The sequence below is a fragment of the Bradyrhizobium sp. JYMT SZCCT0428 genome, assembly GCF_018131075.1.
GTDB lineage: Bacteria > Pseudomonadota > Alphaproteobacteria > Rhizobiales > Xanthobacteraceae > Bradyrhizobium.
On the sequence record NZ_JAFCLS010000008.1, the window covers coordinates 1 to 22,192 of the forward strand.

The following is a 22,192-nucleotide window of genomic DNA, read 5'->3' on the forward strand; positions in this document are numbered from 1 at the left end:
TGGCTTTACGGCTTATGCCGTGATCTCCCCGGAGACGAGTTCTTGGTTGACTCCGTCGCTGCCGGTTCAGCTCACGCTTCTCCGACAGCTTGACGCCTGCAACGGGTGCCAGGACCACACGGTTTTGCCGTACGCTTATCCACGCCATCGTCGAGGCGTAAACCAGCGTCCACCGCAACCCGTCCAACGTCCGTGACGACGGCCGACGCCCTTCTGAGTGGGACGGGATTGCGATAGATGCGCACTGATTTGGGGCGATCGACAACAGAAATATTTTTGATTTGCAAAAATTTTCACTTGACACGAATTCTGTAAATCGGAACTGATTTGCCCGTCGGGTTGTTTTGTCGCACCTCTCCATTGTCATTCCGGGGCGATGCGTAGCATCGAGCCCGGAATCCATTAGGCGACAACAGATGCGGCCTGATGGATTCCGGGCTCGCGCTACGCGCGCCCCGGAATGACACGCACGGTCGCAACAGGAACCAAAACCCACACCAGCCGTTGAAACTCCGAACCCAAACGCCTCGCCGGAGATTGTAATGGCCCCTCGCGCCTATTGGAAAGGCTCGCTGAAGCTTTCCCTCGTGTCATGCCCGATTGCGCTGTACCCGGCCTCGACTTCGGCCGAGAAAACCCGCTTCCACATGATCAACAGGGAAACCGGCAACCGGCTGAAGCAGCAGATGGTCGATAGCGAGACCGGCGATGTCGTCGAGAGCGACCAGAAGGGCCGCGGCTACGAGCTGAAGAAGGGCGAATATGTCGAGGTCGAGAAAGAGGAGCTGGAGGCGGTCCAGATCGAGAGCAATCACACCATCGACATCGACAGCTTCGTGCCCCGAGACGAGATCGACAAGCGCTACCTCAACAACCCCTATTATATCGTACCCGACGGCAAGGCCGGTATCGACGCCTTTGCCGTGATCCGCGACGCCATGAAGGACCAGGACCGCGTCGCACTGGCGCGCATCGTGCTCACCAACCGCGAACACGTCATCGCGATCGAACCGCTCGGCAAGGGCCTGCTCGGCACCACGTTGCGCTACCCCTACGAGCTGCGCGACGAGGACAGCTATTTCGACGACATCAAGAGCCCCAAAATATCGAAAGACATGATCGAACTCGCCAGCCATATCCTCGATACCAAGGCGGCGCATTTCGATCCGTCCAAGTTCAAGGACGAGTACGAAAACGCGCTGAAGGCGCTGGTGCGGCGCAAGGCCTCCGGCAAGCCGCTGAAGGCCGCCCCGCGCGAGGAGAAGGCGGATAACGTCATCAACCTGATGGACGCGCTGAAGCAGAGCCTGAAAGGCAAGGCTGCCACCAAGCGGCGGGCGAGCGCGCCGGCCTCGCGCCGCGCGCCGCAACGGCGCGCGGCCAAGAAGGCCCACCGCTCGGCGGCGCGGGCCCGCAAGGCGGGGTGATTTCGAGAAAGTAGCCCACTCATTCGTCATGCCCGGGCTTGACCCGGGCATCCACGACTCCTTTAGCTTGCAGCAAAGACGTGGATGGCCGGGTCAAGCCCGGCCATGACGAGAATGGGAACGCGACAATTACTTCTTCGCCTTCCGCTTCTTCGACGTCTTCCGCTTCTTTGTTGTCTTCCTGGCCTTCTTCGGCACCTTCTTGCCCTTGGCGCGCGCCTCGGAAAGTCCGATCGCGATCGCCTGCTTCTTGCTCTTCACCGTTCTGCCGGAGCGGCCGCTCTTCAATGTGCCGGCCTTGCGTTTCTTCATTGCGCGTTTGACGTCGGTGGACGCCTTCTTGGAATATTTTCGTGCCATGGATGACCTCCCAATTGCAGGGAAATTAATCATCGCTTCTCATGAAAGTTCCAGCGCCCGCAACCCTCAGGCCACCGCGGCATGGAGCGCGGCTGAATCCTTCGCGGCGCGCAATCGCGCGAGCGTATCCGGCGACCTCAACGTTCGGGCGACCAGCGCCAAGGCGGTGAGCGCTTCGCTCTCCGTTGCCGCAGGCAGCAGCAGGACGAACACGACGTCCACCGCCCGACCGTCGATGGCATCGAACTCGATGCCCTGCTTCAGCTTTGCAAGCAGCCCATAGGGCCGCTTCAAGCCCGTCAGCCGGGCGTGAGGAATGGCGATGCCATTGCCGGTCCCCGTCGATCCCAGTTCTTCCCGCTTCAGGAGATGCGACGTGACCTGATCGACTGCCAAGCCGAGATTGGCTGCGGCCAAGGCCGCCAATTCCTGCAACAGCGGCCCCTTCTGCGAGGCCCGAACGTCGATCATGACGTCGGTTGGCGATAGCAGATCGGAAATCTTCATCGTAACTCCAGGCCGGGGTCGCGTATTAGTCCGGCGCGCGCAGCCGATAGCCTATTCCGGTTTCAGTCAAAACGAATTGCGGACGCTCCGGATCCGCCTCGATCTTCTGCCTGACCTGGCGCACATAGACCCGCAGGTATTGCGCGTCGGTCAACTCGTCCCACAGCTCCTTCAAAAGGAAACGGTGGGTCAGCACCTTGCCGGCATGCTGAACCAGCACGCGCAGCAATTCATACTCCTTGGGTGACAATTTGACATCCTTGTCACCCACTTTGACGATGCGGCGCACAAGATCGACCGAAAGATCACCGGATCGAAATACCGGCCGCTCGCCATGGACCTGCAACTGGTGCCGAAGTGCGGCGCGCATGCGGGCAAGCAGTTCGTCCATTCCGAACGGTTTGGTGAGATAATCGTCGGCGCCGAGGTCGAGCGCCTGCACCTTGCCGACCTCGTCGCCGCGGCTCGACAGCACAATGACCGGAACGCTGTCGTTGCGTCCGCGGATCATGCGCAACAATTCGTGGCCCTGGATGTCGGGCAGGCCGAGATCGAGGATGATCAGCGCCGGTCGCTCGGCCAGCTTTTCCAGCGCAATCTTGCCGTTGGAAGCTTCGAGGATGTCGTAACCCTGCGTGCTCAGTCCCATCCGCAGCAGTTTACGGATCGGCGGCTCATCGTCGATCACCAGAACCTTGATCGGCGCGGCACTCATGCGGCGGTGTCCAGTGCATCTGATACGGCCGGGACCGGCAAGCGGATAGTCAGCACGGCGCCGCTCCGGTCAAGCCGGTTGGCGGCCGAGATCGTGCCATGCATCGCCTCGACAAAGCCGCGCGAAATCGCCAGGCCAAGGCCGGTGCCCGGACGGACGTGATCGCCCTTTTGCGCGCGATGGAACTTGTCGAATATCATATCCACCTCCTCGGGCGGTATGCCATCGCCTTCGTCAATGATTTGCAGGGACACCCAATCCCTCTCCCGCGAACTCAGAATCGAAATCGTGGTGTTGGCCGGCGCATATTTCGCCGCGTTGTCCAGCAGATTAAACAGCACCTGCTCGAACAGCACCGCGTCAAGCTGCAGCATCGGCAAGTCGGCGGCAAGCTCAAGCGAAACCTTGTGGCCTCCAAGAATCTTGCTGGCGCGCCGCAGCACGCTGCCGACGATCTCGCCGATATCATGCAGCGCCGTATTCGGCACCACGGCGCCGGATTCCAGCTTTGTCATGTCGAGCAGGTTGGCGATGAAGCGGTTGAGCCGTTCGGACTCGTCGATCACGGTTGCCAGCAGATCCCGCTTTTCCGTGTCGCTCAGGCCGCTGTCAAGGTCCCGTATCGCGCTTGCGGCGCCGAGCACCGAGGCCAGCGGTGTCTTGAGGTCGTGCGAGATCGAGGTCAACAGCGCCGAGCGCAGACGATCCGACTCCACGGTGCGTTTGACGCGGTCCATATCCTCCACCAGCAACACGCGCTCGATCGCCAGCGCGCCCTGATCCATCAAGGCGTCGAGCAAGCGGCGTTGATCCGGGGTGAGCGGCGGCCCGGTCTTGTCGTCGTCGATGCCGATGACGCCGATCGGTCCGCGTCCGGTTCGCATCGGCAGGAACAGCCGCTTGGCGCCCGGCAGCGTATCGGCGCCGCGACCCGCGGCCCGGTCGTTGCCCCATGCCCAGTTCGCCGCGGCGAGATCAGCCTTGTCCAGTTGATCTTCGGGCGGATAGCCGGCCTTGACGGTAATGATGCCGTCCTCCGGCAACAGCAGCACCACCCGCACCTTCAACATCAAGGCCGTCTGGTAGGCGGTCGCCCACAACACGTCGTCGAGGGTCGCGGTGCCCGCGAGCTTGCGGCTGAAGGCGTAGAGCGATTCCGTGGTGCGGACCCGGCCCATCGCGGTCACAGCCTGTGTTCGTACCCGCGCCGCGACGTTGGAAACCAGGATCGCAATCAACATAAAGAAGAAGAAGGCGGCGATATTGGTCGGCTCGGTGATCGTGAAGTTATAGAGCGGCGGCAGGAAGAAGAAATTGTAGCAAAGCGAGCCCACCACGCTTGCAAATATCGACGGCAACAGCCCGTAACGGACGGCGGCCCCGACCACGGCCGTCAGGAATACGAGGTCGACGTTTTCGATGCCCAGCCGCGGATGAACCAGCAGGCCAGTACCGAGTGCAATGACGACGAACAGCAGAGACACAACATAGGGCAGCGGATCGAACGGCTCCTGCCGTTCGGCCGTGCGCACCGTATTCTTCGGAACGGGTTCGGCCGCGAGTTCCTCGCCGGCGATGACGTTGACGGTGATATTGCCGGCGCGGCGCACCAGATCGTGCACGACCGAGCCGCGCGTGAGTTCAAACCACCACGAACGCGTCGACTTGCCGATGATGATCTGGGTTACGTTGTTGGCTTGCGCGAACTGGACCACGTCATCGGCAATGCGCCGCCCGACTCCGGGAATGGTGATAGCCTCGCCACCGAGCGCTTCGGCGAGCCGCATCGTATCGGCGAGCCGGTCGCGCTGCTCGTCGGTCAGCTGCAGGCTGCGCCGGGTCTCGATGCTGATTGCCGTCCATTGCGCGTGCAGCCGGTCGGCCAGCCGCTTGGTGTAGCGCACCAGCCCCGCCGATCGCGGGTCCTCGCTGATGCAGACAAGAACACGCTCGCCCGCGGCCCAGGGCCCGGCGATCGCGTTGGCCTGCATGTGGGTCAGGAGCTGCTCATCGACCCGTTCGGCGGTGCGCCGCAAGGCCAGTTCGCGCAGCGCAGTCAAATTGCCCGGCGAGAAATAATGCTCGAGCGCGCGCTCGGCCTGCTTGGGGACATAGACCTTGCCCTCCTTCAGCCGCTGGATCAGGTCGTCGGGCGTAAGGTCGATCAGCTCGATGGCGTCGGCGCGGTCGAACACCTTGTCCGGCACGGTCTCGCGCACCCGCACATGCGTGATCTGCGCGACCACGTCATTGAGGCTCTCGATGTGCTGGATGTTGACTGCCGTATAGACATCGATGCCGTGGGACAATAGCTCCTCGACGTCGAGGTAGCGCTTGGGATGGCGGCTGCCCGGCGCGTTGGTGTGCGCGAGCTCATCGACCAGGGCGATCTGCGGACGCCGCGCGATCAGGGCGTCGAGGTCCATCTCGTCGAGGATCTGGTCCTTGTATTCCAGCTTCTTGCGCGGAATGATTTCAAGGCCCGCCAGCAGCGCCTCGGTCTCCGCCCGGCCGTGGGTCTCGACCACGCCGACCACGACGTCTATCCCGGCCTTCGTCCTGGCATGGGCGCTTTGCAGCATCTCATAGGTCTTGCCGACGCCGGGCGCGGCGCCGACAAATATCTTGAGCTTCCCGGCCCGATCATTCTCGCGCCGCGCGGCCTCCAGCAGCGCGTCCGGCGACGGTCGTTTTTCAAGATCGGGGCGCTGATTGGCCATGCGGCAATATACTCATCGCATCCGGCGCGGCCTAGCTCCCGTCATTTGGCTGCGGCGGCATCCAGCGCCAGGTTCAGCGCCAGAACGTTAACCCTGACCTCGCCGAGCAATCCAGCCATGCGGCCCTGGGTGTGCTCCGTGACCAACTGGCGAACACGCTCTTCCGGCATTTTTCGAGCCTTCGCCACCCGCGGTACCTGGAACAGCGCGGCTTCCGGCGAAATGTCCGGATCGAGGCCGCTGGCAGAGGTGGTGACGAGGTCGACGGGGACGGAAGCGTTGGGGTTTTCGGCCTTCAGCTTGTCGACGTCCTCCTTGATCCGGTCGGCCAAAGCCTTGCTGGTCGGGCCGAGGTTGGAGCCGCCCGAATTGGCCGCGTTGTAGGGCGCCGACACCGTCTTGCTGGAATCGGCCGGGTCCGGCGCCGAGGTCGCCGAGAGCCGCCCGTGGAAATATTTGTCTTCCTTGAACTCCTGCCCGATCAGGGCCGAGCCGATCACCTTGCCGTCCTTCTCGATCAGGCTGCCTTGCGCCTGCTTCGGAAAGATCACGCCGGCAATCGCGGTCATCGCGAGCGGATAGGCGAGACCGGTGATGGCGGTCAGCAACAGCAGCAGGATGATGGCGGGGCGAATTTCGCGAAACATGATGTGTCTCCTGATAATTCGTCATTGCGAGCGAAGCGAAGCAATCCAGAGTGAGGGACGGGAGAGATGGATTGCTTCGTCGCTTCGCTCCTCGCAATGACGGATGGGTTTAAGCCAGGTTCAAGGCAGTCACCACGAGGTCGATGGCCTTGATGCCGATGAAGGGAATGATGATGCCGCCGAGGCCGTAGATCAGCAGGTTACGGCGCAGCAGTGCCCCTGCCCCGACGGCGCGATAGGCGACGCCCTTCAGCGCCAGCGGAATCAGCGCGATGATGACAAGCGCATTGAAGATGATGGCCGACAGAATTGCGCTTTGCGGGCTTGCCAGATGCATGAGGTTGAGCACCTCGAGCTGCGGATAGAACGCGAGGAACATCGCGGGGATGATGGCGAAATATTTCGCGACGTCGTTCGCAATCGAGAACGTGGTCAACGCGCCGCGCGTCATCAATAGCTGCTTGCCGATCTCGACCACCTCGATCAGTTTTGTCGGGTTGGAATCGAGATCGACCATGTTGCCGGCCTCGCGCGCGGCCTGGGTGCCGGTGTTCATGGCGACGCCGACGTCGGCCTGGGCGAGCGCGGGCGCGTCGTTGGTGCCGTCGCCGCACATCGCCACCAGCTTGCCCTTGGCCTGCTCGTCGCGGATCAGCTTCAGCTTGTCCTCAGGGGTTGCCTGGGCGAGAAAATCATCGACGCCGGCCTCAGCCGCGATCGCGGCTGCCGTCATCGGGTTGTCGCCGGTGATCATCACGGTGCGGATGCCCATCCGGCGGAGTTCAGCAAAGCGCTCGCGGATGCCGCCCTTGACGATATCCTTGAGGTGGATAACGCCGAGCAGGCGGCCGTCCCTGGCGACAGCCAGCGGCGTGCCGCCTTCCTTGGCGATTTCATCCGCGATGGCCTGGAGTTCGCGGGCCGCTTCGGTCCCGACCGAAGGCTGGATCGCACGAACGGCGTTGCCGCTGGCCATGGTCTGAGCCGTACCGCCGCCGATGTAATTCAGGATCGCCTCCACCGCGCCCTTGCGAACCGACGAGTTGCCGGCGTCGATGCCGCTCATGCGGGTTTGCGCGGTAAAGGGCACGAATGTCGCGGCGAGCTCCTTCATGTCGCGGCCTCGAATGTTGTATTTCTCCTTGGCCAGCACGACGATCGAGCGGCCTTCGGGCGTCTCGTCGGCGAGCGAAGCCAGCTGCGCCGCATCCGCCAGTTCCTGCTCGGTCACGCCGCGGACCGGGCGAAACACCGTCGCCTGCCGGTTGCCGAGGGTGATGGTGCCGGTCTTGTCGAGCAGCAGCGTATCGACGTCGCCGGCGGCCTCGACCGCCCGGCCGGACATCGCCAGCACGTTGAAGCGCACCAGCCGGTCCATGCCGGCGATGCCGATCGCCGACAACAAGGCGCCGATGGTGGTCGGGATCAGCGTCACGAACAGCGCCACGAGCACCACCACCGAAATCGAGCCGCCGGCATAGGCGGCATAGCTCGGGATCGTCACGGTCGCGAACACGAAGATGATGGTGAGGCCGGCAAGCAAAATGTTGAGCGCGATCTCGTTCGGCGTCTTCTGCCGCTCGGCGCCCTCGACCAGCCTGATCATGCGGTCGATGAAGGTCGAGCCCTGCGCCGCGGTGATACGGACCCGGATCCAGTCCGACAGCACCTGGGTGCCGCCGGTCACCGCCGAACGGTCGCCGCCGGATTCGCGGATCACGGGCGCGGATTCGCCCGTGATCGCAGCCTCGTTGACCGAAGCGACGCCCTCCACCACTTCACCGTCGGACGGGATATTGTCGCCGGCTTCGACCAGAACGATATCGCCGACTTTGAGCGCGGTGCCGGGCACCAGGCGAAACGTCTTGTCCGAACCCGTCAGCAGCTTGGCCTGGCTCTCGGTGCGGGTCTTCTTCAGCGATTCGGCCTGCGCCTTGCCGCGGCCTTCGGCCACTGCTTCCGCGAAATTGGCGAACAGCACCGTGAACCACAGCCACAGGATGATCTGGAACGTGAACCCGAGGTTCGCGCCGCCGGTGACGAGGTCGCGCACAAATATAATTGAAGTCAGCGCCGCGACAATCTCGACCACGAACATCACCGGGCTCTTGATCATCAGCCGCGGGTCGAGCTTGACGAACGACGACCTGATCGCCGGCACCAGGATCTTCGGGTCTGATATCGCCGAGGCCGTACCCTTTTTCTGCAGTCTTGTGGCTTCCATGGAAGTAACTCCGAAGAGGGATCGATCAAAACAGATTGTTGGCATTCATCGCGAGGTGCTCGACGATCGGGCCGAGCGCCAGCGCCGGGAAGAAGGTGAGACCGCCGATAATCAGGATCACGCCGACGACGAGGCCGACGAACAGGCCACCGGTGGTCGGCAGCGTGCCGGCCGATGGCGGGATCGACTTCTTGGCCGCCAGCGAGCCCGCAATGGCCATCGCCGGGACGATCATGAAGAAGCGGCCGACGAACATCGAACTGGCGAGCGTCAGATTGTAGAAGAAGGTGTTGCCGGTCAGGCCGCCGAACGCCGAACCGTTGTTGCCGGTCGCCGAGGTGAAGGCATAGAGCACCTCCGTGAAGCCATGCGGCCCGGCATTGGCCATCGACGCCACCGCCGGCGGAAACACCACGGCGACCGCGGTCCAGCCGAGATACATCAACGGCAGCACCAGGATCGCAAGCATCGCCATCTTGACCTCGCGCGCCTCGATCTTCTTGCCGACATATTCCGGCGTGCGGCCGACCATCAGCCCGGCAACGAAGATCGCCAGCACGACGAACAGCAGCATGCCGTAGAGGCCGGCGCCAACGCCGCCGACGATGATCTCGCCGAGCTGCATGTTGATCAGCGGGATCATGCCGCCGAGCGCGGTGAACGAGTCATGCATGGCGTTGACCGCGCCGCAGGAGGCCGCCGTGGTGACAACGGCGAACAATGAAGATGCAACGATGCCGAAGCGGACTTCCTTGCCTTCCATATTGCCGCCGGTCAGCCCGAGCGCACTGAGCGTCGACGTACCGTTGGCCTCGGCCCAATAGGTGATGGCGACGCCCGCGAGGAACAGCACGCCCATGACGCCGAGGATCGCCCAGCCCTGGCGCTGGTCGCCGACCATGCGGCCGAACACGTTGGTGAGCGCCGCGCCGAGCGCGAAGATCGAAATCATCTGCACGAAGTTCGACAGCGCGGTGGGGTTCTCGAACGGGTGCGCGGCGTTGGCGTTGAAGAAGCCGCCGCCATTGGTTCCCAGCATCTTGATCGCGACCTGCGAGGCAACCGGGCCGACCGCGATGGTCTGCTTGGCGCCCTCCAGCGTCGTGGCGTCGACATAGGCGCCGAGCGTCTGCGGCATGCCCTGCCAGACCAGGAACAGCGTGTAGACCACGCAGATCGGCAGAAGCACATAAAGGGTGCAGCGCGTCACATCGACCCAGAAATTGCCGATGGTGCGCATCGAGGAGCGCGAAAAACCGCGGATCAGCGCCACCGCGAGCGCGATGCCGGTCGCGGCCGACAGGAAGTTCTGGTGCGTCAGGCCCAGCATCTGGACCAGATAGGACAGCGTGCTTTCACCGCCGTAGTTCTGCCAGTTGGTGTTGGTGATGAAGGAGATCGCGGTGTTGAACGACAGATCCGGAGCGACCGCGGACTGATCCTGCGGATTGAACGGCAACAGCGCCTGCAGCCGCATCAGGCCATAAATAATAAGGAAGCCGCCGACATGGAACAGCAGCATCGCGACCGCATAGGTCAGCCAATGCTGCTCGCGCTTCTCATCGACGCCGCCGATCCAGTAAAGCCCCGCTTCGACCGGCCGCAGCACAGGCGACAGAAAGGTGGATTCGCCGTTGAAGACGCGGGTCATGTACCAGCCGAGCGGTTTGACCAGCGCGACCACGATGGCGCAGTACAGGAAAATTTGGATCCAGCCGATGACAGTCATGGTCTAAAACCCTTCAGAATCTTTTTGCAGGCAGCAGCAGGTGAATCAGCGCAATCAGCAGCGCCGAGGTGACGGCGAACGCCAGAACGACTTGGACCAGCGTGATCATGGCGTCCTAGAAGCGTTCGGGCCGCAGCAGCGCGTAGGTCAGGTAGAACAAGAGGCCTAGCGAGACGGCGCCGGCGAGTGAATAATCGAAGATCATGGCCTTACCCTCACAACCGTTCGCAGGCATAGGCGTAGCCGATGCCTGCCAGGAAGAAGCCTGCGCCTAGCGCCAGCATGACAATGTCCAGCATGGGATGCTCCTGTGCGACATGAGCCGCGGACCGAACGGACGGCCTCGCTTTGGTTGGTGGTGAAGTGCCACCTTGCGCATAGGTTTTCGAGATGGGGACAATGGCGAAGTTATAGGAATCTCATAAGTGCCCGTTTCGCCGGCTCTCCATCCTCAGGTCGTCCCGGCCTTGAGCCGGGACCCATACCGCGTTGCGCTATCGATGAAGCAGGACGGCAGAGACCCTTCGCAAATTTCCGACGGTGGCTATGGGTCCCGGCTCGCGCTTCGCTTGGCCGGGACGACGGGGGGAGAGAGCGTGCCAATATCCCACTCCCCACTTATGAAATCCCTATTTCTTCGCCCCTCGCCGCATCTCGTTTTCAAATGGCGACTGGACCACCTTGGACCCACGGCTGCGGTGGCAGCCGCCCCACAAGTGAGATCACGCCATGTCACTATTTGTAGAATCCCAGAACCCCGTTGAACCCGGCGACCGGCTGCGCAACGCGTATGCCGTGACCGCCGAATTCCTGTCCGACATCGTCAACCAGACCTGCCGGCGCTTTCCGTCCGTAAGCCAGAGCGGCAAGACCGCACGCATTGAGCGGCTGATCCAGTCGGGCGCCTGGACCGATGCGGCCCTGGCCCTGATCGACCTGGAACTGCCGCAATGGCAGCTCCGCCGTATCGCCTATGACGAAGGCGAATGGCATTGCGCGCTGTCGCGCGAACGCGAACTGCCGGATTGGCTCGATCAATCGGCCGAGGGCCGGCACGCCGATCTGGCGCTGGCGATCCTGAGCGCGTTCGTCGAAGCCCGTCGCCTCAACGCGCCGTTGCCCCGACCCAGCGTCCCGGCCGTGCGCAGCGATGCCGGCGCGCTCTATGAGCCGGTCCTGAGCGACAATTTCGGCTGAACCGGCCGGGACACTGCTCGCCAAAACAGGGAATACCAACGTGAAATTCGTCGAACCTCCATCGTGCCGTGCGCCCTCCGCAATCGTCTTCATCGGCAGAAACCGCCGCGGCCATTGGGTTGCCCAGGAACAAAACGGCCTCTATGGCGGCCTGTTCGTCAATCGCGCACAGGCCATCAAATACGCGTTGTTCGAGAATGGCCATCATCCAGAAATGATCGTCGAGCTGGCCTGCGAAATCGAGCTCGACATGGGCAGCGGTCCAGGCGCGCGCAGCGTGTCGCCGCGACAGATTCGCCCGCACATCCAATCTTCAGAAGGAGTGATGACATGACCATGCTGACGCATCCCGGCAACCGATTCGAACCGGCTTCCCATCGGTCGGGACGCCGGACCCCAACCACCACCGCAAAGCTCGATATGCTCAAGCTGATCTGCGTTCGCGCGATTGGTCCCTTGCTGATCTCAGTCGCGATCGCCGGCGTCATCGTGCTCAAGGCTGCGGTCTTCCTTTCGCGCGTCAACCATTGAGAACGGCCGAACGACCCGTGCGGCAAGAAGCTGCTAATACATCCGCGCCAGGTCTGAACGGCATCGACGTTAACGACATGTGAGGCCGAACATACATTTGACCACAAATTCCCAGGTTCTAGCCTTGCCGAAAACACGGCGGCGGCGCAGGTTTCAACAGCGATCATTGAGAGATGGAAGCCATGAACATAGCGCCGCAAGCGGACATGCCGAGCGATCCCGTTGCTTCCGAAGGTGTGGTCGCGGCCGGGGCCTATGTCGACGGCCGGCGGGTCGCCAACATCGCTATCGAGGAAGCCTCGAGCTGGCGCAGCAAGCCCGGCCACGTGGTCTGGATCGGGCTGCACGAACCGGACATGACGATCCTGACGAGCGTGCAGCAGCAATTCCAGTTGCATGATCTTGCCATTGAAGACGCGAACAACGCCCACCAGCGGCCGAAGATCGAACAATATGGCGACGGCCTGTTCATCGTGGCACGCACCGCGCAACTCATCGGCGACAGCATCGCGTTCGGCGAAACCCATCTGTTCGTCGGCGAAGGATATCTCGTCACCGTTCGCCACGGCGCTTCGACATCCTACGCGCCGGTGCGCGCGCGATGCGAAAGCTGCCCGCGGGCGCTGGCCCGCGGCGAGGATTACATCCTCTACGCCATTCTCGACTTTATCGTCGACAACTACTCGCCGGTGCTCGAGACCATCCAGGAAGAGGTCGAAGCGATGGAGGAGCAGGTGCTCGCGAGCGCGATGACGCGGGCGCAGATCGAGCGGCTGTATCTGTTGCGGCGCGATCTGTTGCGCCTGCGGAATGCGGTGGGGCCCTTGGTGGAGGTCTGCCGCCGGCTTGAACACGACAATCTGCCGATGATTCGCCCCACCATGCAGCCGCTGTTCCGCGACGTCACGGACCACGTTCGCACCGTCCAGGAGCAGATCGACTCGCTCCGCGAAGTCCTCGCTTTTGCCTTCGAGGCGAGCCTTTTGGTGGGCCAGGCCCAGGAGACCGCGGTCTCCAAGAAACTCGCCTCATGGCTTGCCATTATCGCGGTCCCGACCGCGATCGCCGGCATCTACGGCATGAACTTCAAGCACATGCCGGAACTGGAGTGGGAGTATGGTTACTTCGCCATCATCGGCTTGATCCTGATCGTGTGCGCGGGCCTGTTCTGGCGCTTCCGGCGTGCCGGGTGGCTGTAAGCTGACCGGCCTACCCCGTTTTCGCAACGCAAACGAGTACCAACTTTGCCCAAGACGCTATAGAATGCTGTCGAGCCAGTGATTTGGCTGATGGATCAGCATCATGATTGCGACATCGATGAGTCGAATAGTCGTACCGTCCCTGGTTGCGGCATGTAGCGTGGCGGCCATCTTCGCCGTCTATTACATCAGCCACGAGCCGCGGGTCGATACCAGGGCCGCAACCGCCGCACCGGCGGTCTCGAAACCGGCATTGGACGCCCCAAAGCAGGGTGCGCTCGCAGCGGCGCAAGCGGAAGCAAACGCCGTGACGGCCACGCTGGGCGGACCGACCCCACCGCCGGATAGCGTGCCGTCGTTCGACATTGCCCGCATCGAGCCGACGGGCGAAGCTGTCATCGCCGGCCGGGCCATGCCGGGCGCAGCGGTGGAACTGCTGCGCAACGGCGAGATACACGATCGCGTGGTGGCGGATCAATCCGGACAATTCGTCATGGTTCCGCCCCGGCTTCCCTCAGGGACGTATGACCTCACGCTGCGGGCCAAAGAGCCGGACGGCAAGCAGACCTCGTCCAAACAGAGCGTGACGGTGGCGCTTGAGCCGAAGTCAACCGAGCGGCCGGTCGTTGCGTTGATGGCACCGGACAAACCCACTGTCGTGCTGTCGCAGCCGGCTGTGCCAAAGCCGATGGCCGGCGCAGTGGTTGCGGAGACGGTTGAGATCGAGCCGGGCGGCAAGCTCCATGTCAGCGGCCGCGCCCGCCCCGGCGCCGCGGTGAAGCTTTATCTCAACGACAGCTTTATTGCCTCGGCAACGGCTGGCGCTGATGGACGTTTTGCGGTCACGATCAATGAGGGGGTCGCCTCCGGCAGCTACCGCGTGAGGCTGGACGAGGTGGAGCAGAATTCCGGCGCGGTGCGCGCCCGCGCCGAGGTGCCGTTCAACGTTCCCGATACGATGGTCACGGCCTCCGTGCCGGCACAGACCACCGCGGCCAAGCGGCTGGACGTTGCCGCTGCACAGCCGCCGGAGCTGGCGGCCGCCATGGCCGCCGTTCTGCCAGACAAGGGCTCGCCGCCAGACAAGGGCTCGCCCTCCACCGTGGTCGTGCCGAAGATCAACACCACCACCGTCTCGCGCGGCGACAGCCTCTGGCGCATCAGCCAACTCTCCTACGGAGCGGGCACGCGCTACGCCGTCATTTACAAGGCGAATCGGGAACAGATCCGCAATCCCAACCTGATTTATCCCGGCCAGGTTTTTGTCGTTCCGATGCCTGAAGCGCGGCCATAGCGCCTGCGCAAGAGATTGCGCGGCCTTTTAGCTCGCGCTCGATTATGTGCGGCGGTTCTGCTGGACGCGCAGGACGACCGTCACGTCTCGGGTGAACGACTATCTCCCTTCACTCCGCCGCGGTCCACAGCCCGCCCTTGGCCCGCACGGCGCGTCGGAGACCTTTCGGCTTTAATCATTTGTGCCAAGGCGCCTTCACCTTGGTACGCTTCCCTGCGGGGCTTTGAGGCGGTACAACCCGCCTGTATTCTCGTGTGTAGCGGCTAAATGAAGTGTAGCGGTGCAGACCAGTGACAATATTTGATCGAATTCTCGACGCGGCCGCGGATAATCTCAGGATAGCGAAAATCCTGGTCCAGCTGGGCCTCGACCCCAACAACGTCACCTACGACGCGATATTCAACCGCCTGCTGGAGATTTTTATCCACAACATCACGCTGGCCAACATGTTCGCCCTGGCCGGCGCCATCTTCTTTGTCGCCACCTTGCTGACGCAGACCATGGTGCCGCTGCGTGTCGCGAACATGATCGGCTGCGCATTTTTCGCCCTGTTCGGCGCGCTCACGGCATCCGTCACGACCTTCCTGTTGTATCTCCTGATGGTCCCCATCAATGCGTATCGTCTCCGACAGATGCTCGTTCTGGTGAAAAAGGCCCGCAGCGCAACGAAGGGCGATACGTCGCTGGAATGGCTCAAGCCGTTCATGACCGAGCGCAAGTATCGCAAGGGCGATATTCTGTTCAAAAAAGACGATGCCGCCCATGAGATGCTGCTGACCGTCACCGGAAAATTCCTGGTCAAGGAAATCAGCGTCGAACTTCCGCCGGGACGTTTGATGGGCGAATTTGGTTTCCTCACGCCCGATAACCGGCGCACGGCGACGATCGAATGCATCGAGGATGGTCACGTGCTGACCATCACTTATGACAAGCTGCTCGAGATCTACTTTCAGAACCCGCAGTTCGGCTATTACTTCCTGGTGCTGACCAGCCAGCGCCTGCTGGAAAACATTGCGCGACTGGAAGGCATTGTCGCGCAACACAAGTCCTTGCAGCAGGCCGCGGCTGCGAACGGCCCCAACTGATCGGCGGGACACGCGCGCCGGGGCTTTCTAGAGCGGCATGGCTTTTGGTTGAATCGATCGAGCCACGAGTCCCCTCAACCTCTCCCGCTTGCGGGGTCGAGACGAGCGAAGCTCGCTCTTAGGTCGGCGCGAAGCGCCGGGTGGGGCTCTCTCCACGTAGGGAGTGTTCGTTGTGGAGACACCCCCACCCCAGCCCTCCCCCGCAAGCGGGAGAGGGAGTACACCGTCTTCGTGGCAACCAACCCAGCCTAACCTCATCAGGCTTTAGGCCTACTCCGCCGCCGTTCGCAGCTCAGCCCTTTCGGCGCGCACCGCGCAGAACTTGAACTCGGGGATCTTGCCGAACGGATCGAGCGCCGGGTTGGTCAAGAGGTTCGCCGCCGCCTCGGCGTAGCAGAACGGCATGAAGACCATGTTCTCCGGCACGTCACGGTCGGAGCGCACCTTGATCTCGACCGCACCGCGGCGGGTTTCCAGCTTGATGAAATCGCCGGGCCATACGCTGAGGCGCCGCATATCCTTCGGCGACATGAACGCGACCGCCTCCGGCTCGATCTGGTCGAGCACGCTGGAGCGGCGCGTCATCGAGCCGGTGTGCCAATGTTCGAGCACGCGGCCGGTCGACAGCACCATCGGATACTCGCCGTCCGGCAGTTCGTCCGGCGGAATGACCTTGGCCGGCACGATCTTGCCGCGACCGCTCTCGGTCGGGAAGCCGGTGGTGAAGATGATCTCGTTGCCTGGCTTGTTCGGATCATCAGCCGGATAGGTGACGGCGCCTTCACGGACCAGCCGCTCCCAGCTGATGTTCTTGAGCGACGGCATCAGCTGCGCCATCTCGGTGTAGACTTCGCCGGGGCCCGAATAATTCCACGGGAGCCCCATACGCTTGCCGATCTCCTGGATGATCCAGAGATCCTGTCGCGCCTCGCCCGGCGGCTTGATCACCTGGCGCGCAAGCTGCACGCGCCGGTCGGTGTTGGTGAAGGAGCCGTCTTTTTCGGCAAAGGCCGAGGCGGGCAGGATCACGTCGGCGTGGAATGCGGTCTCGGTGACGAAGAGGTCCTGCACCACGAGATGATCGAGCATGGCGAGCGCTCCGCGCGCATGCTGAAGATCGGGATCCGACATCGCGGGGTTTTCACCCTCGATATACATGCCCGTGATCTCGCCGGCGTGGATCGCGTTCATGATCTCGACCACGGTCAGGCCGCGTACCGGATCGAGCTCCTGGTTCCACAGCTTCTCGAAATTGCCGCGCATGTCGTCGCGGCTAACCGGCTGGTAATCCGGCAGGAACATCGGGATCAGGCCGGCGTCGGAGGCGCCCTGCACGTTGTTCTGTCCGCGCAGCGGATGCAGGCCGGTGCCGGGACGGCCGACCTGTCCGGTGATCAGCGCCAGCGCAATCAGGCAGCGCGCATTGTCGGTGCCGTGGACATGCTGGCTGATGCCCATGCCCCAGAATATGATCGACGATTTGGCGCGCGCATATGTGCGCGCGACCTCGCGCAAGGTTTGTGCCGGGATGCCGCAGATCGGCTCCATCTTCTCCGGCGTGAACTCCTTGATCTTTTCCTCGAGATCCTGAAAGCCCTCGGTGTAACCCGCGATGTACTGATCGTCGGTCAGGCCTTCGGTGATGATCGTGTTGATCATCGCATTCAGCATGGCGACGTCGGAGCCGGGCTTGAACTGCAGATGTTTGGTCGCGTGGCGCGACAGCGATTGCCGACGCGGATCCAGGACGAAGAGCTTGGCGCCCTTCTTCGCCGCGTTCTTGATGTAGGTTGCAGCGACCGGGTGGTTGACGGTCGGATTTGCGCCGATCACGATGATGACTTCGGCGTCCATCGCCGCTGCGAACGGGGCCGACACCGCGCCGGAGCTCAGGCCTTCGAACAGCGCCGCCACCGACGATGCGTGGCACAGCCGCGTGCAGTGATCGACATTGTTGGAGCCGAAGCCGGTGCGCACCAGCTTCTGGAACAGATAGGCCTCTTCGTTGGAGCCCTTGGCAGAGCCGAAACCGGCCAGCGCCTTGACGCCCTTCTCGTCGCGGATCTTCGAAAGGCCGTTGGCGGCGATATCCAGCGCCTCTTCCCACGACGCTTCGCGGAAATGCGTGAACGGATTGGCCGGGTCGACCTGGTCGTTGGCGTCCTTCTTTGCGTTCGGTAGCCGCACCAGCGGCTTTGTCAGGCGATGCGGGTGATGGATGTAGTCAAATCCAAAGCGGCCCTTGACGCAGAGCCGGTTGTGGTTGGCCGGGCCGTCGCGGCCCTCGGCGTAAATGATCTTCTCGTCCTTGACCTGGTAGGTGACCTGGCAGCCGACGCCGCAGAACGGGCACAGCGAGTCGACCTCCTTGTCCGCATAGGTCACGCGGGTCTGGTTCTCGTCCAGCATCACCGACGGCATCAATGCACCGGTCGGGCAGGCCTGCACGCATTCGCCGCAGGCGACGCAGGTCGATTCACCCATGGGGTCATCGAAGTCGAACACGATTTTCGACCCGTGACTGCGATAGGCCATGCCGATGACGTCGTTGACCTGCACTTCCCGGCAGGCGCGCACGCAGAGGCCGCACTGGATGCAGGCGTCGAGATTGACGCTCATCGCGGGATGGCTGACGTCGCTTTCCCAGCGCTCGGCGGCGGGGAAGCGGCTCTCGGTGACCTCGACCTTTTCGGCCCAATGCCAGAATTTTGAGTCGGGATCGTGGGAAGTCTCGCGCGCCGGCTGGTCGGCGACCAAGAGTTCCATCACCATCTTCTGCGCTGCGACCGCGCGCGCGCTTTCGGATTTCACCTTCATGCCGACGGTGGGCGTGCGCTTGCACGACGCCGCCAGCACGCGCTCGCCCTCGATCTCCACCATGCAGGCGCGGCAATTGCCGTCCGGCCGATAGTCGGGCGCAGGCGAATAGCACAGATGCGGGATTTCCTGGCCCTGGCGCTTTGCCACCTGCCAGATGGTTTCGCCTGCGTTGGCCTCAACCTGCTTGCCGTCGAGTTCAAACTTGATCTTGGTCATTCCGCGGCTTCTTTCGGCACGAATTCTTCCGGAAAATACTTAATCACTGACGTCAGTGGATTCGAGGCCGCCTGCCCCAGCCCGCAGATCGAGGCATCGCGCATCGCCTGGCTCAACTGGTCGAGCAGTTCGCGGTTCCAGACCGGGCGTTCCATCAGGATCGCTGCCTTCTGGGTGCCGACCCGGCACGGCGTGCACTGGCCGCAGCTCTCATCCTCGAAGAAGCGCATCAGGTTCAGCGCCGCGCCCCGCACGCTGTCGTGTTCGGACAGGATCACGACCGCGGCCGAGCCGATGAAGCAGCCGTATTTTTCCAGCGTGCCGAAATCGAGCGGGATATTGTCCATCGACGCCGGCAGGATGCCGCCGGACGCGCCGCCCGGCAGATAGGCGTGGAAGGTATGGCCGTCCGCCATGCCGCCGCAGAACTCGTCGATCAGTTCGCGCACGGTGACACCCGCAGGCGCCAGCTTCATGCCGGGGTTCTTGACGCGGCCCGACACCGAATAGCTGCGCAGGCCATGACGGTCGTTGCGGCCGTTGCCCTTCCACCAGTCCGCGCCCTTCTCGACGATGTCGCGCACCCACCACAGCGTCTCGATATTGTTGATCAGCGTCGGCAGGCCGAACAGGCCGACCTGGAACGGATATGGCGGCTTATGACGCGGCAGACCGCGTTTGCCTTCGATGCTTTCGAGCAGCGAGGATTCCTCGCCGCAGATATAGGCGCCGGCGCCGCGGCGCATGTGCAGCACCGGTCCACCCGGCGGCAGTTTTGCGATCTCACGTTCGAGAATTTCGCGCGAGGCCGGATATTCGTCGCGCAGGTAAATGTAGACATCGGTCGCCTCGACCACATGCGCGCCGATCAACATGCCCTCGAGGAAACGATGCGGGTCGGTCTCGAGGTAAAAGCGATCCTTGAAGGTGCCGGGCTCGCCCTCGTCGCCATTGATCGCCATCAGCCGCGGGCCGGGCTCGCCGAGCACCGCACGCCATTTGCGTCCGGTCGGGAAGCCGGCGCCGCCGAGGCCGCGCAGCGAGGCATCGTCGAGCGACTTGAGCAAATCTTCCTTGGAAAGCGCGCCGGAGCGCAAGCGATTGAGCAGCGCGTAACCGCCGCCGGCGACGTAGGCGTCGTAGCCGACATACTCAGGCAAATGCGCGTGGGTCTCGCCGGCTTTCGCTGCGGCGAGCACGCTTGCGGTGGTGGCGTGATCGACAAAGTGATGGCCGACTTCGGCTGCCGGCGCGGTGTCGCAGCGGCCGACGCAGGGCGCGCGCACCACGCGAATGCCGGGGCCGGCTTTGTCCTGCAATTCATGCAGCAGTTTTTCCGCGCCCAGCATCGCGCAGGTCAGCGAATCGCAGACGCGAATGGTCAGCGGCGCAATATCCGGCTCGCCTTCCTTCACGATATCGAAATGCGCGTAGAAGGTCGCGGTCTCGAACACTTCGGCAAACGACAGCTTCATCTCGTCGGCGAGGGCGGCGAGATGGCCCGCGGATATCTGGTGATACGTGTCCTGGATCAGATGCAGATGTTCGATCAGCAGGTCGCGCTGCCGCGACCGGTCGCCGAGCAGCTGTTCAATCTCGTATGCTGCGGTCGGATCGACCTGGCGGCCCTTCGGCGTCGCCTTGGCCCGCTTCCGTCCGGCGCCGGGGTGCTCGAACGAACGCACTTTCTGCACGTCTTGAACCATGGAAAACGTCTCGTTCCTGCCTGTATGTTTCCGCGATCATAAATCGTGGCATGCCAGATGCCAAGAGAATTGTCGCGTTTTGATAAGCATTTAAGCGGGCACGTCCGGCGCGGTCATGCCGCTCGCCGCCCGGACCAGGCTTCGCGTCGAAGCCATCTTTTTCGATCAGCGAATGAGAACTGGAATCGATCTAAAGATCAATAAAGCTGTCTCATGATGCGATAGGGAATGCGTATCGATTTGGTTTTGCAATCAGTCGATACGGATTCAAAATGACTTGTCCTAGTTTCCGCCGTTCGCCTTTTCGATCAGAAACACGATGCGGGTCTCTGCGCGCTCCGTGATCTCGACCTTGTCACCGGTCTCGCGGATCAGATTCGGGATATCGATCACCGACAGCGGATCGGTGCAGTGGACTTCAAGCCGCTCGCCTGGTTTGACCGACTTGAGCGCCTTGCGCGTCTTCAGCGCCGGCAGCGGACATTTGAGGCCGGTGAGATCGAGCTTTGTCGTGGTCATCGGGGGAACATGGCGAAGCGAATGCGCATCGTCAATGAGGCTTCAGATCAAGCTTGCATAGGACAGGAAGCAGACGGTCTGGCCAGGTTCGACAAGCGTGACCTCTTCGCCGAGTTCGACAAGGCCGTCGGTGTCGACCAGCGAGGACAACAGCCCCGCACCCTCGCGCGGAAACTTCACCGCTTCGAGCGCGCCATCCCCGGCCTTGCGAAGGGTGACGCGGACATATTCGCGGCGCGCGATTTTCTTCGTGTAGGCGAAGGCGGCGCGAACCGGCATCGTCACCAGCTTCTGTTGCCGCGCGCCTGACAAAGCCAGGATTGTGGGCCGCACCACGTGAGCGAAGGTAACAAAACTCGCCACCGGATTGCCCGGCAGGCCGATGAACGGTGTGCCGCCGATGATCCCCATCGCCACAGGACGTCCCGGCTTGATCGCCATTCGCCACAGCACGAGCGAGCCTACGCTTTCGACGCTGGCCTTGACGTGATCTTCTTCGCCGGTCGATACGCCGCCGGTGGTGAGGATCAGATCATGGGCGCCGGCGACTTTCTTTAGTGCGACAGCGAGCGCGGTGGGCTCGTCCCTGATAATGCCGAGATCGCTGACCTCGCAGCCGAGCCGCGCCAGCATCGCAATCAGCATGAAACGGTTTGAATCGAACAGCTGCGCCGCCGCGCGTGGCTCGCCCGGCGAGACCAGCTCATTGCCGGTGGAGAACACCGCAACGCGGATGCGCCTGTTGACGCCAAGTTCGGTCAGGCCGAATGCCGCTGCCAGCGCCACATCCTGCGGCCGCAGCCTTTGTCCGGCCTTCAATGCCGCGTGGCCTGACGGGATATCCTCGCCCGCGGGACGAACATTGGCGCCGGGCTTCAGCCCCGCCGGAAGCACCACCTTGCCGTCCTCAACGCGAACATCTTCCTGCATGAACACGGTGTCGGCGCCGTCAGGCATCGGCGCACCGGTAAAGATCCGCACCGCCTCGCCCGGCTTGATCGGCGCGCGCGCGGAAGCGCCGGCCTGAACGCGGCCGGACACCGCAAACGCCTGCTCCTTGTCTTTGGGCAGATCGCGGCTCGACACCGCGTAGCCGTCGACGGCGGAATTGGTGAAGGGCGGCAGCGGCAGCGGCGCCGAAACATCCTGCGCGAGCACGCGTCCGTCGGCATTGACGAGCGCGACGGTCTCGACCTCCTGCACCGCGGTGACCCGCGCTGCAATGATGCCGACGGCCTCATCGACCGACATCATCGGACCGCCGAAGGCAAAGCAATCGTCGGACAATTGCGCCAT

General features: G+C 62.9%; 19 protein-coding genes. 7 read left to right on the forward strand and 12 right to left on the reverse strand.

Going from position 1 to position 22,192, the window contains the following annotated elements:
* Positions 1–542: 542 nt before the first annotated feature.
* Positions 543–1,427, forward strand: a complete 885-nt coding sequence (locus tag JQ575_RS10085) for a Ku protein (protein WP_212033058.1) — start codon at positions 543–545, stop codon at positions 1,425–1,427.
* A gap of 129 nt (positions 1,428–1,556) precedes the next feature.
* Here the strand turns inward: JQ575_RS10085 and JQ575_RS10090 are convergent, their stop codons facing one another.
* From JQ575_RS10090 to JQ575_RS10125, 8 genes are all read right to left on the reverse strand, one after another.
* Positions 1,557–1,787, reverse strand: coding sequence for a DUF6496 domain-containing protein (locus JQ575_RS10090; RefSeq protein ID WP_212033059.1), 231 nt, complete (start codon positions 1,785–1,787; stop codon positions 1,557–1,559).
* A 66-nt stretch (positions 1,788–1,853) separates the two neighbouring features.
* A complete protein-coding gene (locus JQ575_RS10095; protein ID WP_212033060.1) occupies positions 1,854–2,294 on the reverse strand; it encodes a PTS sugar transporter subunit IIA in 441 nt (146 codons plus the stop codon).
* Between the two features lie 25 nt (positions 2,295–2,319).
* On the reverse strand, positions 2,320–3,009 hold the full coding sequence (locus JQ575_RS10100; protein ID WP_212033061.1) for a response regulator: 690 nt from the start codon (positions 3,007–3,009) through the stop codon (positions 2,320–2,322).
* Positions 3,006–5,729, reverse strand: coding sequence for a sensor histidine kinase KdpD (locus tag JQ575_RS10105; protein WP_212033062.1), 2,724 nt, complete (start codon positions 5,727–5,729; stop codon positions 3,006–3,008). Before JQ575_RS10105 ends, JQ575_RS10100 begins: the two co-directional genes overlap by 4 nt.
* 41 nt (positions 5,730–5,770) lie before the next feature.
* Complete coding sequence (locus JQ575_RS10110) at positions 5,771–6,376, reverse strand: K(+)-transporting ATPase subunit C (RefSeq protein WP_212033063.1); 606 nt, start codon at positions 6,374–6,376, stop codon at positions 5,771–5,773.
* Positions 6,377–6,485: 109 nt separating this feature from the next.
* On the reverse strand, positions 6,486–8,600 hold the full coding sequence (gene kdpB, locus JQ575_RS10115) for a potassium-transporting ATPase subunit KdpB (RefSeq protein WP_212033064.1): 2,115 nt from the start codon (positions 8,598–8,600) through the stop codon (positions 6,486–6,488).
* A 25-nt stretch (positions 8,601–8,625) separates the two neighbouring features.
* On the reverse strand, positions 8,626–10,329 hold the full coding sequence (gene kdpA, locus JQ575_RS10120) for a potassium-transporting ATPase subunit KdpA (protein WP_212033065.1): 1,704 nt from the start codon (positions 10,327–10,329) through the stop codon (positions 8,626–8,628).
* A gap of 115 nt (positions 10,330–10,444) precedes the next feature.
* Complete coding sequence (locus JQ575_RS10125) at positions 10,445–10,534, reverse strand: K(+)-transporting ATPase subunit F (protein ID WP_018454042.1); 90 nt, start codon at positions 10,532–10,534, stop codon at positions 10,445–10,447.
* A gap of 524 nt (positions 10,535–11,058) precedes the next feature.
* On the opposite strand from JQ575_RS10125, the gene JQ575_RS10130 reads away from it, so the two are divergent.
* The 6 genes from JQ575_RS10130 to JQ575_RS10155 all read left to right on the forward strand — a co-directional run bounded on the left by JQ575_RS10130 (position 11,059) and on the right by JQ575_RS10155 (position 15,635).
* Positions 11,059–11,526, forward strand: coding sequence for a hypothetical protein (locus JQ575_RS10130; protein WP_212033066.1), 468 nt, complete (start codon positions 11,059–11,061; stop codon positions 11,524–11,526).
* A 40-nt stretch (positions 11,527–11,566) separates the two neighbouring features.
* Positions 11,567–11,860 (forward strand): hypothetical protein, encoded by a 294-nt coding sequence (locus tag JQ575_RS10135; RefSeq protein WP_312015917.1) that lies wholly within the window; start codon positions 11,567–11,569, stop codon positions 11,858–11,860.
* Positions 11,857–12,057, forward strand: a complete 201-nt coding sequence (locus JQ575_RS10140; protein ID WP_212033067.1) for a hypothetical protein — start codon at positions 11,857–11,859, stop codon at positions 12,055–12,057. The genes JQ575_RS10135 and JQ575_RS10140 overlap by 4 nt, the downstream gene beginning before the upstream one ends.
* 182 nt (positions 12,058–12,239) lie before the next feature.
* Positions 12,240–13,256 carry a magnesium/cobalt transporter CorA gene (corA, locus tag JQ575_RS10145; protein WP_212033068.1) on the forward strand — a complete coding sequence of 339 codons (1,017 nt, stop codon included), beginning with the start codon at positions 12,240–12,242 and terminating at the stop codon, positions 13,254–13,256.
* Positions 13,257–13,416: 160 nt separating this feature from the next.
* Entirely contained in the window at positions 13,417–14,550 is a 1,134-nt protein-coding gene (locus JQ575_RS10150) for an Ig-like domain-containing protein (RefSeq protein ID WP_312015918.1), read from the forward strand.
* Positions 14,551–14,840: 290 nt separating this feature from the next.
* On the forward strand, positions 14,841–15,635 hold the full coding sequence (locus JQ575_RS10155) for a Crp/Fnr family transcriptional regulator (RefSeq protein WP_212033070.1): 795 nt from the start codon (positions 14,841–14,843) through the stop codon (positions 15,633–15,635).
* 270 nt (positions 15,636–15,905) lie between these two features.
* Here JQ575_RS10155 and fdhF read toward each other — a convergent pair whose 3' ends face one another.
* The 4 genes from fdhF to glp form a co-directional block, all read right to left on the reverse strand.
* Positions 15,906–18,671 carry a formate dehydrogenase subunit alpha gene (gene fdhF / locus JQ575_RS10160; protein WP_212033071.1) on the reverse strand — a complete coding sequence of 922 codons (2,766 nt, stop codon included), beginning with the start codon at positions 18,669–18,671 and terminating at the stop codon, positions 15,906–15,908.
* Positions 18,668–20,377 (reverse strand): NADH-ubiquinone oxidoreductase-F iron-sulfur binding region domain-containing protein, encoded by a 1,710-nt coding sequence (locus JQ575_RS10165; RefSeq protein WP_212033072.1) that lies wholly within the window; start codon positions 20,375–20,377, stop codon positions 18,668–18,670. The genes fdhF and JQ575_RS10165 overlap by 4 nt, the downstream gene beginning before the upstream one ends.
* Before the next feature lie 282 nt (positions 20,378–20,659).
* Positions 20,660–20,896 (reverse strand): sulfurtransferase TusA family protein, encoded by a 237-nt coding sequence (locus JQ575_RS10170; protein ID WP_212000343.1) that lies wholly within the window; start codon positions 20,894–20,896, stop codon positions 20,660–20,662.
* Positions 20,897–20,938: 42 nt separating this feature from the next.
* Entirely contained in the window at positions 20,939–22,192 is a 1,254-nt protein-coding gene (glp, locus tag JQ575_RS10175; protein ID WP_212033073.1) for a gephyrin-like molybdotransferase Glp, read from the reverse strand.

Coding starts and splice junctions, on each gene's coding strand:
- JQ575_RS10130 (WP_212033066.1), top strand. CDS start 11,059: ATGTCACTATTTGTAGAATCCCAGAACCCCGTTGAACCCGGCGACCGG.
- JQ575_RS10090 (WP_212033059.1), bottom strand. CDS start 1,787: ATGGCACGAAAATATTCCAAGAAGGCGTCCACCGACGTCAAACGCGCA.
- kdpA (WP_212033065.1), bottom strand. CDS start 10,329: ATGACTGTCATCGGCTGGATCCAAATTTTCCTGTACTGCGCCATCGTG.
- JQ575_RS10170 (WP_212000343.1), bottom strand. CDS start 20,896: ATGACCACGACAAAGCTCGATCTCACCGGCCTCAAATGTCCGCTGCCG.
- JQ575_RS10100 (WP_212033061.1), bottom strand. CDS start 3,009: ATGAGTGCCGCGCCGATCAAGGTTCTGGTGATCGACGATGAGCCGCCG.
- glp (WP_212033073.1), bottom strand. CDS start 22,192: ATGGCGCAATTGTCCGACGATTGCTTTGCCTTCGGCGGTCCGATGATG.
- JQ575_RS10105 (WP_212033062.1), bottom strand. CDS start 5,729: ATGGCCAATCAGCGCCCCGATCTTGAAAAACGACCGTCGCCGGACGCG.
- JQ575_RS10125 (WP_018454042.1), bottom strand. CDS start 10,534: ATGATCTTCGATTATTCACTCGCCGGCGCCGTCTCGCTAGGCCTCTTG.
- JQ575_RS10165 (WP_212033072.1), bottom strand. CDS start 20,377: ATGGTTCAAGACGTGCAGAAAGTGCGTTCGTTCGAGCACCCCGGCGCC.
- fdhF (WP_212033071.1), bottom strand. CDS start 18,671: ATGACCAAGATCAAGTTTGAACTCGACGGCAAGCAGGTTGAGGCCAAC.
- kdpB (WP_212033064.1), bottom strand. CDS start 8,600: ATGGAAGCCACAAGACTGCAGAAAAAGGGTACGGCCTCGGCGATATCA.
- JQ575_RS10085 (WP_212033058.1), top strand. CDS start 543: ATGGCCCCTCGCGCCTATTGGAAAGGCTCGCTGAAGCTTTCCCTCGTG.
- JQ575_RS10110 (WP_212033063.1), bottom strand. CDS start 6,376: ATGTTTCGCGAAATTCGCCCCGCCATCATCCTGCTGCTGTTGCTGACC.
- JQ575_RS10140 (WP_212033067.1), top strand. CDS start 11,857: ATGACCATGCTGACGCATCCCGGCAACCGATTCGAACCGGCTTCCCAT.
- JQ575_RS10095 (WP_212033060.1), bottom strand. CDS start 2,294: ATGAAGATTTCCGATCTGCTATCGCCAACCGACGTCATGATCGACGTT.
- corA (WP_212033068.1), top strand. CDS start 12,240: ATGAACATAGCGCCGCAAGCGGACATGCCGAGCGATCCCGTTGCTTCC.